A 14,215-nucleotide genomic window follows, 5' to 3' on the forward strand; every position below is an offset into this window, starting at 1 on the left:
GGTGCGCGCGCTTTGCATCACCCCACCTGATAAGCACGGGGGTTACAGTGCTGTCCAGGTACCGTTGGCGCCGGATGAATGTAGCACGGCCTGAATAAAACGCATACCTTCAACACCGGTTTCTATACCGGGTACCCAGGCTTGCATCTCATGGGTTTTACCTTGCTGACGCGCCAGCAGGATATCGGCAAAATCCTGGTATAAATTGGCAAAGCCTTCAAGATAACCTTCGGGATGGCCGCCGGGCGTACGCATACCGCGTGCAGCTACGTCACTGCCAATATCACCGCGACGGGTCACGCGCTGACGTGGCTTGTTCAATTCACAGAACCACAATTCGTTGGGATTTTCCTGTGCCCATTCGATGCCGGCTTTTTCACCGTATACACGAATGCGCAAACCGTTTTCACAACCCGGTGCAACCTGGCTGCTCCACAACATGCCTTTGGCTCCGTCGGCAAAACGCAACATGACGTGCACGTTGTCGTCCACCGGGCGGCCGTCCACAAAACTGGCCAGGTCGGCACACACGGTTTCCACTTTTTGCTGCGTGATAAAACGGGCGAGTTGAAACGCATGGGTACCGATGTCCCCCAGACAACCGGCCAGGCCGGAACGGGCAGGGTCGGTGCGCCAGGATGCTTGTTTATTGTCATCACCGGCCGCTTCAGTAAGCCACTCTTGCGGATATTCCGCCTGCACCACGCGCAATTTACCCAACTTGCCCTGCGCAACCAATTCACGCGCGTAGCGCACCAGGGGATAACCGCTGTAGTTGTGCGTCAAACCGAAGAAGCAACCCGAGGATTGCACAAGCTTTTCCAGCTCCAGTGCTTCTTCGAGTGTGCGCGTTACCGGTTTATCGCAAATCACATCCATACCCGCTTCAAGACAAGCTTTCGCCACAGGAAAGTGCATGTGGTTCGGGGTAACGATGACGACGACCTGCGCACCATCCGGGCGACTTTTTTCTGCGCGAATCATGTCTTCATAAGAGGTATAAGCGCGATCGGCAGCAATGTGCAAATCCGCAGCAGACGCCTGTGCTATATCCGGTTTGGATGAAAGCGCACCGGCGACTAATTCAAAGCGGTCATCTATCCGCGCCGCAATACGATGCACTGCACCGATAAAAGCACCGCGACCACCGCCAACCATTGCGTATCGAATTTTGGGAGTTGTCATTGTGAATCTTCTTCTGTGTATTGTTGATCGAGCCTGCACAGCAGTGCTGTGCAGGGACGCGCGAATTAAATTTTTAAACCGAGGATGCGGCGATTTGCCACTTCATCCGTACCGCCTTTGGCAAAATCATCAAAGGCTTTTTCGGTGACGCGGATGATGTGTTCCTGGATAAACTTCGCACCTTCTTTCGCGCCGTCTTCCGGATGTTTCAGGCAGCATTCCCATTCCAGCACCGCCCAACCTTCATAATTGTAAGCAGCGAACTTGGAGAAGATTTGTTTGAAGTCGACCTGACCATCGCCCAATGAACGGAAACGTCCGGCGCGATCTACCCAATTTTCATAACCACCATAAACACCTTGCTGGGCAGTGGGATTAAATTCCGCATCCTTCACATGGAACATCTTGATGCGGTCGTGATAGCGGTCGATAAACGCGAGGTAATCCAGTTGTTGCAATACAAAATGGCTGGGGTCAAACAGGATATTGCAGCGCGGGTGGTGTTCAACGGCGGCAAGAAAACGCTCAAAGGTCGCGCCGTCGTGCAAGTCTTCACCGGGATGGATTTCATAACACACATCCACACCCGCTTTATCAAACGCATCCAGAATTGGTAACCAGCGGGCGGCCAATTCGCGGAAACCGGTATCCACCAAACCGGCGGGACGCTGAGGCCACGGATACAAATAAGGCCACAATAGTGCGCCGGAAAAGGTCGCATGCGCATCGAGGCCGAGATTTTTACTGGCTTGCGCCGCCAACATCAATTGATTCACCGCCCACTTCTGGCGCTCCACGGGATTTCCACGGACAGACTCAGGCGCAAAGCCGTCAAACATTTCATCGTAGGCCGGGTGCACGGCGACCAACTGGCCTTGCAAATGCGTGGATAATTCCGTGACCACCAAATCGTGTTTGGCCAGAATAGATTTGAACTCGTTGCAGTATTCCATGCTGGTTGCCGCGCGCTCCAGATCAAACACGCGACCATCCCAGGTAGGAATCTGTACGCCTTTAAAGCCCAGGCTGCTGGCCCAGGCGGCGATAGTATCCAGGGAATTGAAGGGCGCTTCATCACTACAGAATTGTGCGAGGAATATTGCAGGACCTTTGAGGGTTTTCATGGCCGTTCTCCAAAGCGATTTCAGATGAATTTATTGTAATGAGGGTATTGTCAGGCAAATTATAGTCCGCAAGACTTTATTCGATGTCGTATAGCGGTGCGACAGATCAAACAGTAATTTACACAACTTAACGCTGCTCGGACAGCAGTGATTTTTACGCGTTCAAACGGCGCCAAATTTTTCATCTCGCCATGAAACAACTTGCGCGTTTTGTTACATGCATTGTGTTTTTCCGGGCGAACCTGCCGGGGTGGTATTTTACTGGTAAAAAAACGCAAGGCGAGTAAGGTTTTGTGAACGAAGGGCTTGCTGCAAGAAATGTGATGCGAATCTGGCGCAGCGAAACCGCTGCGCGATTCATGATTTAAAGTCCAAGGTGTCGGATTACGCTGCGCTAATCCGACCTACTTCCAGTTCCGGTTTGGTATTTGGTTTAAAGACGCGCTTGTTCGGCTTTGACATGTTTCATGATGTTGAGAAATGTATCCGTCCAATAAATATCGTTGTTGTCGGCGAGATATTTGAGCAGCTCTTCGTGGGCTTCTTTGGATACCGATAAATGATCACCGCCAATACCGTGGAACGTAAAATTGGCCATAGTGCCTTTTTCAGCGGCCTCTTTCACCACCGCAATCAACTGCTTGCCGGTGACATTTTCGGGTACAGCTACGGTTACCGCGTAAGGATCGAGGGTAGTCATATCCGGGATAACACCGCCGAACGCCGATTTAATGGCAACAAATTCTGATTTGATAGCCGGCAGATAATTTTCACCACCGGCTTTTAAATCACCACAGGGTGTAGTGTAAGTACGTTCACGTTTGCCATCGATGGAAAACAATACCGTGTTAGCAAAACGAATCTGGTCAGCGAGTGCGTCGACACTGATCTTGTCCAGATCGCGGTGTGGCACGACCCAACTTTCGCGACCGGGAATAGCACCGGAGCATTGATGAAAGATAGTGTGGTTCGCCAGTTCATGACCGCTGGCCGCCGCCGCGCGCCAATCTTCCAGGCGCTTGTCGATGGTGTCGCTCGCCAGGGTTAAATAAAAGCTGCCTTTCAGTTTATATTTATCCAGCGCTGGAATGGCATTATCCAGTTGTGAATTCAGTGCGTCATCGTAAGCCAGATTGACCGCTGCCTTGGCACCGTTTGGCCAAGTGAAGCTTTTTTTGTCCGCAGCAAAACCCGAGGGTATCGTCACGGCTACGCCCAATAATAAAAACGCTTTCAAAAAGGTAAATTTCATGATTTTCCCCTCGTTATTGTTAATCAAGCGTGTTCGTGTAGGTCGGATTAGCGATAGCGTAATCCGACACTTTCTTCAGGCTAGGCCCTAATTCATTACACAGCCAGCAACTTTATCTTTATTAACGCTTCGGTTGATTACGCTTCGGTTAATTAGCGTTTCGTCGGATTACGCTGCGCTAATCCGACCTACAAAAAACGGGTTGGCCCTTGTGAGGCCAACCCGTTTTTTATCAGACCGAGTAATGCGTCATGATTAAATTTTCATATCACCGAAAAAATTTTTCATGCCGTCAAACCAGCTGCGCTGCCGGGGCGAATTCTTTCCGCCGTGCATGGTCGCCTGGAATTCACGCAGCAATTCTTTTTGCTTGGCGGTGAGGTCCACCGGTGTTTCCACCACCACCCGGCACAACAAGTCACCGGGCTGGCCACCACGCACCGGCGTTACACCTTTGCCGCGCAATTTAAACATCTTGCCGGTTTGGGTTTCGGCCGGGACTTTCAATTTGACGCGTCCATCCAGTGTCGGCACTTCCAGTTCACCGCCCAGCGCTGCATCAACAAAATCAATCGGCACTTCACAGTACAAATCATTGCCTTCGCGCTCAAAGATATCGTGGCGACGCACACTGACCTGCACATACAAATCACCACTGGGTCCGCCGCCAAAACCGGCCTCGCCTTCGCCGGACAAACGAATGCGGTCACCGGTATCGACACCAGCGGGCACTTTAACGGAAAGGGTTTTGGTTTCTTCCACACGCCCCTGGCCATGACACGATTTACACGGATCAGAAATGACTGTGCCGCGACCGTGACAGCTCGGACAGGTTTGCTGAACAGAGAAAAAGCCCTGCTGCATCCGCACCTGACCGCGCCCACCACAGGTGGTACAGGTCACCGGTTTGCTACCGGACTTTGCACCACTGCCGTCGCAGGTTTTACAGGACACCAGCGTCGGCACTTTAATCTGGACGGTAGTTCCTTTGACCGCCTCTTCCAGGCTCAGCTCAAGGGTATAACGCAGGTCTGAACCACGACTTGCGCCGCCGCGCCCGCCACGGCCACCGGCCGCCGCGCCAAAGATATCGCCAAAGACATCACCAAAAATATCACTGAAATTACTGAAGCCTGCACCGGCACCGCCCATGCCCGATTGCGGATCAACACCGGCGTGACCGTACTGGTCATAGGCCGCACGCTTTTGCGCATCAGAGAGTACTTCGTAGGCTTCGTTGGCCTCTTTGAATTTTTCTTCTGCGGATTTGTCATCCGGGTTGCGGTCCGGGTGATGTTTCATCGCCTCGCGGCGATAAGCCTTTTTTAAATCCGCGGCAGACACGTCGCGAGAGACGCCCAGCACTTCGTAGTAGTCGCGTTTTGCCATGCTTGCAGCTTTCCAAATAAATCAGTTCAAAAAAATTACTGAGACAGGGTTTTTGTTCTAAAAAATATGCTTCGCTTAACGTGACAAATGCGGGACTTGCCCGCATTTGTCGTCGTTCACTTACACATTAGGATAATGATTATTTTTTATCATCCTTCACTTCTTCGAATTCGGCTTCCACGACGCCGTCATCATCGGCTTTCTTGCCGCTGTCTGCTCCACCAGCAGCACCTGCACCACCTTGACCTTGAGCAGATTGTTCAGCGTAAAGTTTTTGCGCGAGTGAACCGGAGGCTTCTGTCAGCTTCGTAGTGGCCGCCTGGATTTTTTCCAGATCATCACCTTTCACCACCTCTTCAGCTTCCTTGATAGCAGACTCAATTGCTGATTTTTCATCAGCCGTTGCTTTATCACCGGCTTCTTTCAAGGTTTTTTGCGTGGCATGGATCAAGCCTTCCAGGGTATTGCGCGCACCGACCACTTCAGCAAACTTGCGGTCTGCTTCAGCATTGGCCTCCGCGTCTTTCACCATCTTTTCGATTTCGTCATCGGACAAACCGGAAGACGCTTTTATAACAATAGACTGTTCTTTGCCAGTTGCCTTGTCTTTCGCGCTCACATTCAGGATACCGTTCGCGTCGATGTCGAAGGTCACTTCGATTTGCGGCATACCGCGCGGTGCCGGCGGAATATCGCTCAGGTCAAAACGGCCCAGGGATTTATTCTGCGATGCCTGCTTGCGCTCACCTTGTACAACGTGAATCGTCACCGCTGTCTGGTTGTCATCTGCCGTAGAGAACGTTTGTGATTTCTTGGTTGGAATCGTGGTGTTCTTATCAATCAAGGGTGTAGCCACACCGCCCATGGTTTCAATACCCAAGGTCAACGGGGTAACGTCAAGCAACAATACGTCTTTTACATCACCGGCCAGTACAGCGCCCTGAATCGCTGCACCAATAGCCACAGCTTCGTCCGGGTTCACGTCTTTACGTGGCTCTTTGCCGAAGAAATCAGCCACTGCTTTCTGTACCAATGGCATACGGGTTTGGCCGCCCACCAGAATCACATCATCGATATCGCTGATGGATTTACCGGAATCTTTAATGGCCATCTTGACCGGGTCCATTGAGCGAGTTACCAGCTCTTCAACCAGTGATTCCAGTTTGGCGCGGGTCAGTTTTACCACCAGGTGTTTTGGACCGCTTGCATCGGCAGTAATGTACGGCAGGTTCACTTCAGTCTGCTGACTGGAGGACAGCTCAATCTTCGCTTTCTCCGCCGCTTCTTTCAAACGTTGCAATGCCAGCGGATCATTGTGCAGGTCGATACCGGTATCTTTCTTGAAGGTATCAGCCAGGAACTCAATCAAGCGCAAGTCGAAGTCTTCACCACCCAGGAAGGTGTCACCGTTGGTGGACAGCACTTCAAATTGATGCTCGCCATCAACGTCTGCAATTTCAATAATGGAGATATCGAAGGTACCACCACCCAGGTCGTAAACGGCAATGGTGCGATCACCTTTACCTTTGTCCAAACCATAGGCCAGGGCCGCAGCGGTCGGCTCGTTGATAATACGTTTTACATCGAGACCAGCAATCTTGCCCGCATCTTTGGTGGCTTGGCGTTGTGAGTCATTGAAGTAAGCCGGTACCGTAATAACCGCTTCGGTAACTTTTTCGCCGAGATATTCTTCAGCGGTTTTCTTCATTTTTTTCAGCACTTCGGCCGAAATTTGCGGCGGTGCTTTTTTATCGCCTTTCACTTCTACCCAGGCGTCCCCATTGTCAGCGGCGACAATTTTGTAGGGCACCATCTTGATGTCTTTTTGCACCACGTCGTCTTTGAATTTACGACCGATCAAACGCTTGACAGCATAAAGCGTGTTGTTGGGGTTAGTGACGGACTGGCGTTTTGCACTTTGGCCCACCAGAATTTCATCGTCATTGGTAAACGCGACGATGGACGGGGTCGTGCGATCACCTTCAGAGTTTTCGATTACCTTGGGCTTGCCGCCCTCCATAATGGAGACGCAAGAGTTGGTAGTACCCAAGTCGATGCCGATAATTTTACCCATGTGATATCTCCTGAATTTTTAGCTGGCGCAAGCGCTGCTCACGCACATAAATCTTGGTTGAATGTTGACTGTCTCACCGGCACCCGGCCTGTTGTTGACACTTGGTGATCTATATTGGCCTGCCCGGGTGGATTTCAAGGCTGGGGGCGACAAATCCCTACAAACAGACCGACTATTTTCAGCGGTTTGATCAATCCGCAGCCTTGGCGACCACGACCATCGCCGGGCGCACCAGACGACCGTGCAAGGTATAACCTTTCTGGAACACATTGATCACGGTGTTGGGTTCGACGTCCGGATTGGGTACGGCTGAGACCGCCTGATGCAATTGCGGATCAAACGGTGCCCCTTGCGGGTCGACCGTCACCACCTGATGGCGAGCCAATGAATCGAGGAAGGATTTCAGGGTGAGCTGAATACCTTCGGCCACCGGGGCCAGGGATTCGTTACCAGCGTCTATCGCCGCCAGCGCACGCTCAAGGTTATCAACCACCGGCAACAAATCATTCACCATTCTTTCCAGGCCGAACTTATGGGCTTTTTCCACATCCTGTTCTGCACGACGGCGGGCATTCTGGGCATCGGCCTGCGCGCGCAATACATTTTCACGCGCGGCATCCAGTTCGGCAGTTAAGCTGGCGATTTGCGCCTGCAAGGCTTCGACGGACACCTCAACGTCCACATCGGCTTGCGTCTCCGGGGCACTGGCTTCGGCGGTGGGGGATTCTTGCTGATACTCTTCGTTGTTAGCCACGCTGGCCTCCATCTTTTATTACCTACGTTCTTTCAATCGGCAGCGGTTCAGCTGCCGGCTAAGCTGTGCGGGGTATATGGGGCTAGCACTGTGGGATTCAAGGCATGTCCACATTTTTGACCGGGGCTTTATCTGCCCTCTGGTCGACGCGCACCAGATACTGTATAAATAACCAGAAAATTTCCCCTTGTGCCGAGGCCCCTATGCTCACTCATCTCAGCATTCAGAACTTCACGCTGGTCGACCACCTGGATCTGGACCTGAAACCCGGTATGACGGTCATTACCGGCGAGACGGGTTCCGGCAAGTCCATCATGCTGGAAGCCCTGGGGCAGACACTGGGCGACCGGGCCGATGGCCAACGGGTGCGCCAGGGCGCGCAGCGTGCCGACATCAGTGCCAGTTTTGACACCAGCAAGATCCGCATCGCCAACAAATGGCTCAAGGAACACGACCTGCAACAGGACGAAACACCCAATGACTGCCTGTTGCGCCGCGTAATCAGCAGCGACGGCAAATCCAAGGCCTACATCAACGGTCAACCGGTTACCCTGCAACAGCTGCGCACCCTGGGCGAGATGCTGATTGATATCCACAGCCAACACGAACACCAATCGCTCTTGTTAAAAGACACGCATCGCCGCCTGCTGGACGACTTTGCCAACCAGGCCGAATTGGCCCGCCAGGTGCGCCAGGCCTTCCGCGAATGGCAAAGCCGGCTGGAGCATTACCTGCACTTGCGCGATAACGCCGCTGAGGTCAGCGCTCGCTTCCAACTACTCAATTATCAAGTGCAAGAGCTGGATCAGTTGGGTCTGAAGACCGGCGAGCTGGATGCACTCGAAGCGGAGCAGCGCACCTTGGCCAACGCCGAAGATATCCTGCGCGGTAGCCAACAACTGGCCGCTATTTGTAGCGATGATGAGCAGGGTTTGTCCATCAACCTGCATCGCGCCCTGCATATCCTGCGCGCCCTGCCGGAAAAAACGGCGGCATTGCAGGAAGCGGAACAATTGCTCACCAGCGCGCAGATCCAGGTACAGGAAGCGCAGCATGAAATTGAACACCATATCGACGGCTTTGCCCTGGATCCGGAACGCCTCGCCTTTGTGGAAGAGCGTTTGTCAGCCATCTACGACATTGCCCGCAAACACCGTATTACCCCCGAGCAACTGCCTGAGCTGATTGCCCAGCTCAGCAGCGAACTGGCTGAGCTGCAAGGGGGCGACGCGCGGTTGGATGTGCTGGAACAGCAGGTTAATGACGCCGAGCGGCAATACCGCCAGTTGGCCGAAACTCTGTCGGCACAACGCCAGAAAGCCGGGTTGAAACTGGCCAAACAGGTCAATGCGCAATTGCAAAAACTGGGGATGGAGAACGCCCATTTACTGGTCAGCCTGATTCCCTTTAATGACAAACCGAGCTTGCACGGTCTGGAAGACGTGGAATTCCTGATCAGCACCAACCCCGGCCAGCCGCCGCGCCCACTGAGTAAAGTTGCCTCTGGCGGTGAGTTGTCACGCATCAGCCTGGCGATTCAGGTGATCACCGCCCAGACCTCTGCCACCCCCACCCTGGTATTCGACGAAGTGGACGTTGGCATCGGCGGCGCTACCGCCGATGTGGTCGGTAACCTGCTGCGTCAGTTGGGCGAAAAAGGCCAGGTGATCTGCGTCACCCATCTCGCGCAGGTCGCCAGCAAAGGCCATCAGCACCTGCAAGTCAGCAAAACCGCCCGTAAAAACAGCGCCGAATCCACCCTGGTGGAATTGAATGGTGATGCAAAAGTGGAAGAGATAGCACGCATGCTCGGCGGCGCGAAAGTGACCGAACAATCCCTGGCCCACGCTCGGGAAATATTGGAAAGTTAGGGGAAAGGGGAAAGGGGAAAGGGGAAAGGGGAAAGGGGAAAGGGGAAAGGGGAAAGGGGAAAGGGGAAAGGAAGGATGATGGCTTTTCTCAAAATGGCAATCCACTGCCCTTGTTTTCCCTTTTCCTTCCCCTTTTACGCCCTTACTTCTTCATCGGTTTAACGTAAAGCACCAGGCTGTGGTCAGTCAGTTGGAAGCCGTGTTCGGCGGCGATGCGTTTTTGCAGGTCTTCAATTTCACTGTTGTGAAACTCAATCACTTCGCCAGTGTCTACACGCACCATGTGATCGTGATGGTCACCACGCGCGATCTCGAAGACTGAATGGCCTCCATCAAAATTATGACGAACCACCAAGCCCGCACTTTCGAACTGGGTCAGCACGCGATACACCGTCGCCAGACCAACATCATCGCCCGCTTCCATCAGTGCCTTGTACACATCTTCGGCACTCATATGGTGTTGCTCCGCCGATTCCAGCATTTGCAGAATCTTTACGCGCGGCAAGGTAACCTTAAGTCCAGCCTTGCGCAGTTCCTGGTTTTCGTCTGCCATTTTTCCTCCGAAATCTTCGCAGTATCCCCGTTGATCGGGTATTATCCCCATTCTTTTGCCAAGTGGAAGCCCTAATATGAAATTAGCCAGTCGCCTCATACTGGTCGCTGTTGTGATTGCAAGTCTTGCCGGTTGTACCAATTTCCGTTTCCCTGGCGTGCACAAGATCAATATTCAACAAGGTCACATCATCACTGAAGAGATGGTCCAACAACTCAAACCCGGCATGACCAAGCGCCAGGTGCGTTTTGTGTTGGGCAATTCGCTCCTCCCCAATACCTTTAACGATGATCGATGGGACTACTACTACAGCTTGCGCCGCGGTGCGGATGGCAAGTTCTTTGACTACTTATTAACGGTCTATTTTGAAGGCGACAGCATGCTGCGTTGGGAGGGTGATTATCTACCCGGACCGGCCCCGATGAGCACGGATAAATCCGAAGATTACCTGGAAGATGCCAAGCTGAATACGCCGCTGCCCACCAACATTGATGATCCTGTACCGCCAGCGGCACCGGACCTGGAAGAATAGTCGCCAAATCCCGGCTCAGCCCCCGCTTCTGTCCCCGCCTCGGCGGGGACAGTCGTTTCTGGCTTTTACTCAGCAATACAGATTTGGTCGCGGCCACCGTGCTTGGCCAGGTAAAGCGCGTCATCTGCCATTTGCAGCAAGGTGTCTGCGGTCAGAGCGCTGCTCAGTTCGGCACAGGCCACTCCCGCACTGAGCGTGACAGTAAAGTGTTTAGTGTCGACGCTGAAATTGATCTCCTTGAAATTCTGCCGCACATCATCCAGCAAGCGTCGAGCCTCTGTGGCATCACAACCCGGTAAGACAGCGACAAATTCTTCACCGCCATAGCGACCGATACTATCGGTTTTGCGCAGACGTTGGCGCAGCAGGTGAGCCAGCGCCTTGATAACTTTATCACCCGCCGGATGGCCATAGGTGTCGTTGACGGATTTGAAATGATCCAGATCGATCATGGCGACACATAATGGTTCACCACTGCGCCGGGTGCGCGCCAATTCGATATCCACCTGTTCCTTGATACGCGAGTGCTTAAGCAACCCGGTGAGGCTATCACGATCAATAGCGCTGCTTAATTGACGACTGCGGGCCGCGCGAATCGATACGGCAGAGATAAGCTCGCGGTCACTGATAGGCTTGGCAATAAAGTCATCACCCGCCTGCCCCATCGCTTTGATCCGCTGATCCACGTCCGTCTCCGACGACAAATAGGTGATAGGTACACGCAGCCACTCATCGCTCAGGCGAATCACCCGGGCCAACTCGGGCCCGGAATATTCGGGAATATTGAGATCCAGCAGGATCATCTCCGGGTTGAAGTTGCGCAGGGCGGTCAGCACGTCCTCCGGGTTCGTCACCAGGTCCACCAGCATCCCCGCCGAGGTCAGCACCAGTCGATAATGTTCCGCCAGGGTTGCATCGTCGTCGACAATCAACACGCGATAAGGCAGTTCGCGGCGGCGATCAAGGTAATGTTCCAGCCGATCCACCAGCCGGATAACGTCCAGGGGTTTAACGAAATAACCGATAGCGCCGGCCTTGACCGCTGCATGGTAAGCCGCAAAATCGTCCCGCGCCGAGATAAAGACCACGGGCAAGGGTTTGGCCAGGGTTTGCTGTAACGCCGCGATCAAAGACGGCGACTCACGCCGCTCGGCGTCAAACACAATATCCACCACCATAAAATCCGGTGGCGCACGCAGGATGGCAGCCTCTGCCGCTTCCAAACGATCAAAATGCTCCACACGGTGGCCGAAGTGACGCAGGTTCAAGGCGATGTCTTCTGCAACGGCAGGGTCATCTTCAAGCAGGTAAATCAGCGTTTGTGTGGTGGCTTTTTCCGGATTCGCCACGGCCACCTGCGCGGGTGGCTGTTCGGCTTGCGTCAACGCCGCCAGTGCACCTACCGCAACAGAAAAGATACGCAGCTGGCCCTGATCAACATCCTGCCCGAGCCATTGCTGTACCTGAATCTCCAGTTGCTTGGCCTGTTTGCCGAGCCGGGTAAAACCAAAACTGCCGGCAGAGCCGGCCAGCTTATGTAAGCGTTGGTGAAGCTGTGCCAGGCGTGCTGCCTGTTGCGTACCCGGATCGGCGAGGGCACCGGCTGCCAGTTCGTGCAATGCAGCGAGCTCCTGGGGTAAGCGGGCGGCGTAGTCCTCGCGCAGCGCGTTGAGTTTTGCGGTGATGTCGGCGTTTGTTGTAGGCACAGGATTTCCTAATCAGGACAACAGTTTTGATCAGCCACCAAAAGCGGCGCACCTTGTGGTATCAGACTGGCCGTTCGCATCAGGATTCCGGTCCGCTACAAGGAATTTCTTTAAACACTATAGACGCTATCTATACTTACGAAACATCAGACGACGATGTTGCGCCAGGGATTCTGTCAGCTTGGATTGATCGGGTACTTTGTCTTATTTTGCTTCAGCAACTTGCATTGATGATGCGAACAGCTGGGCAATGCTGTTAACCGGATATTCATAAGAACGAAAAACCGAGACTTACTATCAATGCTTAAACGAATCGCTGTGCAGGACCTGCGTCTTGGCATGTACATCCATGAACTCTGCGGCTCCTGGATGGAACACCCTTTCTGGCGTTCACGCTTTTTACTCACCCAGCAAAACGACTTGAAAACCCTCCTCGCCAGCGGTATCCGCGAAGTCTGGATCGATACCGCCAAGGGCGCGGATGTCACGCAGGGGGCTACGGCCAGAACCGATGAAGACGTAGCCGAGGAGACAGAATACCTGTTGCGGGAAGCGGACAAATCGCTGTCCACCTCAACCACCAGTATGGCGGACGAAGTTCGCCAGGCCATGAAGCTGTGTAATACGGCCAAGCAATCGGTGGTGGATATGTTCAGCACGGCGCGCATGGGTAAAGCCATTGAGGTGGGCCAGGCCCTGACACTGGTGGAAGATATCGCTAACTCAGCCTCGCGCCACCCTCACGCGCTGATCAGCCTCGCGCGACTCAAGAATGTCGATGAATATACCTACATGCACTCCGTGGCCGTGTGCGGTTTGATGATCGCCCTCGCCCGCCAGTTGAATATGAACGAGGAACGCGTCCGCGAAGCAGGCCTTGCCGGACTGCTGCATGACATCGGCAAGATCGCCATTACCAACCAGATCCTCAACAAGCCCGGCAAGCTGACCGATACCGAATTTGCCGTGATGAAGACTCACCCGGAGCGCGGGCTGCGCATCTTGCAAAGCAGCGATTCCGTCAGTCCGGCGGTGCTGGATGTGTGCTTGCACCATCACGAAAAAATCGACGGTACCGGCTATCCCCACGGCCTGCGCGGTGACGACATCAGTTTGCTCGCGCGCATGGGTGCGGTGAGCGATGTGTACGATGCAATTACCTCGGATCGCCCGTACAAACAGGGCTGGCTACCCGCCGAGGCAATCCGCAAGATGGCCGAATGGAGCAAAGGGCATTTTGACGATGCGGTCTTCCAGGCGTTTGTCAAAACGGTCGGGATTTATCCCATCGGCTCGCTGGTGCGCCTGACCAGCGGGCGCCTCGGGGTGGTGATTGAACAAAACGCCGACTCACTCCTGACTCCCAGAATCAAAGTCTTCTTTTCCACCAAATCCCGAGTGCAGATCGCGCCAGAAGTGGTGGACCTGGCCCGCCAGCAGGACGAAAAAATCGTGGGCCGGGAATCGGCCGAGACCTGGGGATTTCGCAACCTGGAACACTTGTGGATTGATCAGTAGCAGGCGTGCGCCGCCAACAAGCGAAGCGGTGCCAAAAAGATTGCTCTACACCACATTTCTGGCATGTAAATTTGCATTCCTACTAAAATCGTTCATACTTCGCCCAACATAGGCCGCAGGTATTATCAGACGGCCCCCTGACCGCCGCTCGGCTGTCAGCTCCCTTTATTCCCTTCCCTCATACTGACCGGATAGCAGATGCAGGGAAAACAAGTTGCTTCGCAGTCGACATCTGTTTGTCGCGATCATTTTTATCC

The 14,215-nt window shown here is 53.7% G+C and carries 11 protein-coding genes; 3 read left to right on the forward strand and 8 right to left on the reverse strand.

All coding sequences use genetic code 11. The annotated features are described in order from the left end of the window. Positions 1–42: 42 nt before the first annotated feature. From ACSV5M_RS05115 to grpE, 6 genes are all read right to left on the reverse strand, one after another. On the reverse strand, positions 43–1,185 hold the full coding sequence (locus tag ACSV5M_RS05115; protein WP_439174519.1) for a Gfo/Idh/MocA family protein: 1,143 nt from the start codon (positions 1,183–1,185) through the stop codon (positions 43–45). Positions 1,186–1,250: 65 nt separating this feature from the next. Next, a complete protein-coding gene (locus ACSV5M_RS05120; RefSeq protein WP_439174520.1) occupies positions 1,251–2,309 on the reverse strand; it encodes a sugar phosphate isomerase/epimerase family protein in 1,059 nt (352 codons plus the stop codon). 433 nt (positions 2,310–2,742) lie between these two features. Continuing rightward, positions 2,743–3,561 (reverse strand): polysaccharide deacetylase family protein, encoded by an 819-nt coding sequence (locus ACSV5M_RS05125; RefSeq protein WP_439174521.1) that lies wholly within the window; start codon positions 3,559–3,561, stop codon positions 2,743–2,745. Between the two features lie 255 nt (positions 3,562–3,816). Further along, positions 3,817–4,950 (reverse strand): molecular chaperone DnaJ, encoded by a 1,134-nt coding sequence (gene dnaJ, locus ACSV5M_RS05130; RefSeq protein WP_439174522.1) that lies wholly within the window; start codon positions 4,948–4,950, stop codon positions 3,817–3,819. 139 nt (positions 4,951–5,089) lie between these two features. Then, positions 5,090–7,024: a molecular chaperone DnaK gene (gene dnaK, locus ACSV5M_RS05135; protein WP_439174523.1), complete on the reverse strand. Its 1,935-nt coding sequence runs from the start codon at positions 7,022–7,024 to the stop codon at positions 5,090–5,092. Between the two features lie 190 nt (positions 7,025–7,214). Further along, positions 7,215–7,790, reverse strand: a complete 576-nt coding sequence (gene grpE / locus ACSV5M_RS05140) for a nucleotide exchange factor GrpE (protein ID WP_439174525.1) — start codon at positions 7,788–7,790, stop codon at positions 7,215–7,217. Between the two features lie 191 nt (positions 7,791–7,981). On the opposite strand from grpE, the gene recN reads away from it, so the two are divergent. Continuing rightward, a complete protein-coding gene (gene recN, locus ACSV5M_RS05145; RefSeq protein WP_439174526.1) occupies positions 7,982–9,649 on the forward strand; it encodes a DNA repair protein RecN in 1,668 nt (555 codons plus the stop codon). A gap of 142 nt (positions 9,650–9,791) precedes the next feature. Here the strand turns inward: recN and fur are convergent, their stop codons facing one another. Continuing rightward, positions 9,792–10,202 carry a ferric iron uptake transcriptional regulator gene (fur, locus tag ACSV5M_RS05150; RefSeq protein ID WP_439174527.1) on the reverse strand — a complete coding sequence of 137 codons (411 nt, stop codon included), beginning with the start codon at positions 10,200–10,202 and terminating at the stop codon, positions 9,792–9,794. 76 nt (positions 10,203–10,278) lie between these two features. On the opposite strand from fur, the gene ACSV5M_RS05155 reads away from it, so the two are divergent. Further along, positions 10,279–10,734, forward strand: coding sequence for an outer membrane protein assembly factor BamE (locus tag ACSV5M_RS05155; RefSeq protein ID WP_439174528.1), 456 nt, complete (start codon positions 10,279–10,281; stop codon positions 10,732–10,734). 65 nt (positions 10,735–10,799) lie between these two features. Here ACSV5M_RS05155 and ACSV5M_RS05160 read toward each other — a convergent pair whose 3' ends face one another. Further along, complete coding sequence (locus ACSV5M_RS05160; RefSeq protein ID WP_439174529.1) at positions 10,800–12,440, reverse strand: diguanylate cyclase; 1,641 nt, start codon at positions 12,438–12,440, stop codon at positions 10,800–10,802. A 300-nt stretch (positions 12,441–12,740) separates the two neighbouring features. Here ACSV5M_RS05160 and ACSV5M_RS05165 point away from each other — a divergent pair, with 300 nt between their 5' ends. Next, on the forward strand, positions 12,741–13,958 hold the full coding sequence (locus ACSV5M_RS05165) for an HD-GYP domain-containing protein (protein WP_439174530.1): 1,218 nt from the start codon (positions 12,741–12,743) through the stop codon (positions 13,956–13,958). The last annotated feature ends 257 nt before the right edge of the window (positions 13,959–14,215 follow it).

It is taken from the genome of Cellvibrio sp. ARAG 10.3, from assembly GCF_051846955.1.
In the GTDB taxonomy this organism is placed as follows: domain Bacteria; phylum Pseudomonadota; class Gammaproteobacteria; order Pseudomonadales; family Cellvibrionaceae; genus Cellvibrio.

Excerpts from the sequence above, each read along its gene's own strand:
- ACSV5M_RS05115 (WP_439174519.1), bottom strand. The coding sequence starts at position 1,185 with ATGACAACTCCCAAAATTCGATACGCAATGGTTGGCGGTGGTCGCGGT.
- ACSV5M_RS05120 (WP_439174520.1), bottom strand. The coding sequence starts at position 2,309 with ATGAAAACCCTCAAAGGTCCTGCAATATTCCTCGCACAATTCTGTAGT.
- ACSV5M_RS05125 (WP_439174521.1), bottom strand. The coding sequence starts at position 3,561 with ATGAAATTTACCTTTTTGAAAGCGTTTTTATTATTGGGCGTAGCCGTG.
- dnaJ (WP_439174522.1), bottom strand. The coding sequence starts at position 4,950 with ATGGCAAAACGCGACTACTACGAAGTGCTGGGCGTCTCTCGCGACGTG.
- dnaK (WP_439174523.1), bottom strand. The coding sequence starts at position 7,024 with ATGGGTAAAATTATCGGCATCGACTTGGGTACTACCAACTCTTGCGTC.
- grpE (WP_439174525.1), bottom strand. The coding sequence starts at position 7,790 with ATGGAGGCCAGCGTGGCTAACAACGAAGAGTATCAGCAAGAATCCCCC.
- recN (WP_439174526.1), top strand. The coding sequence starts at position 7,982 with ATGCTCACTCATCTCAGCATTCAGAACTTCACGCTGGTCGACCACCTG.
- fur (WP_439174527.1), bottom strand. The coding sequence starts at position 10,202 with ATGGCAGACGAAAACCAGGAACTGCGCAAGGCTGGACTTAAGGTTACC.
- ACSV5M_RS05155 (WP_439174528.1), top strand. The coding sequence starts at position 10,279 with ATGAAATTAGCCAGTCGCCTCATACTGGTCGCTGTTGTGATTGCAAGT.
- ACSV5M_RS05165 (WP_439174530.1), top strand. The coding sequence starts at position 12,741 with ATGCTTAAACGAATCGCTGTGCAGGACCTGCGTCTTGGCATGTACATC.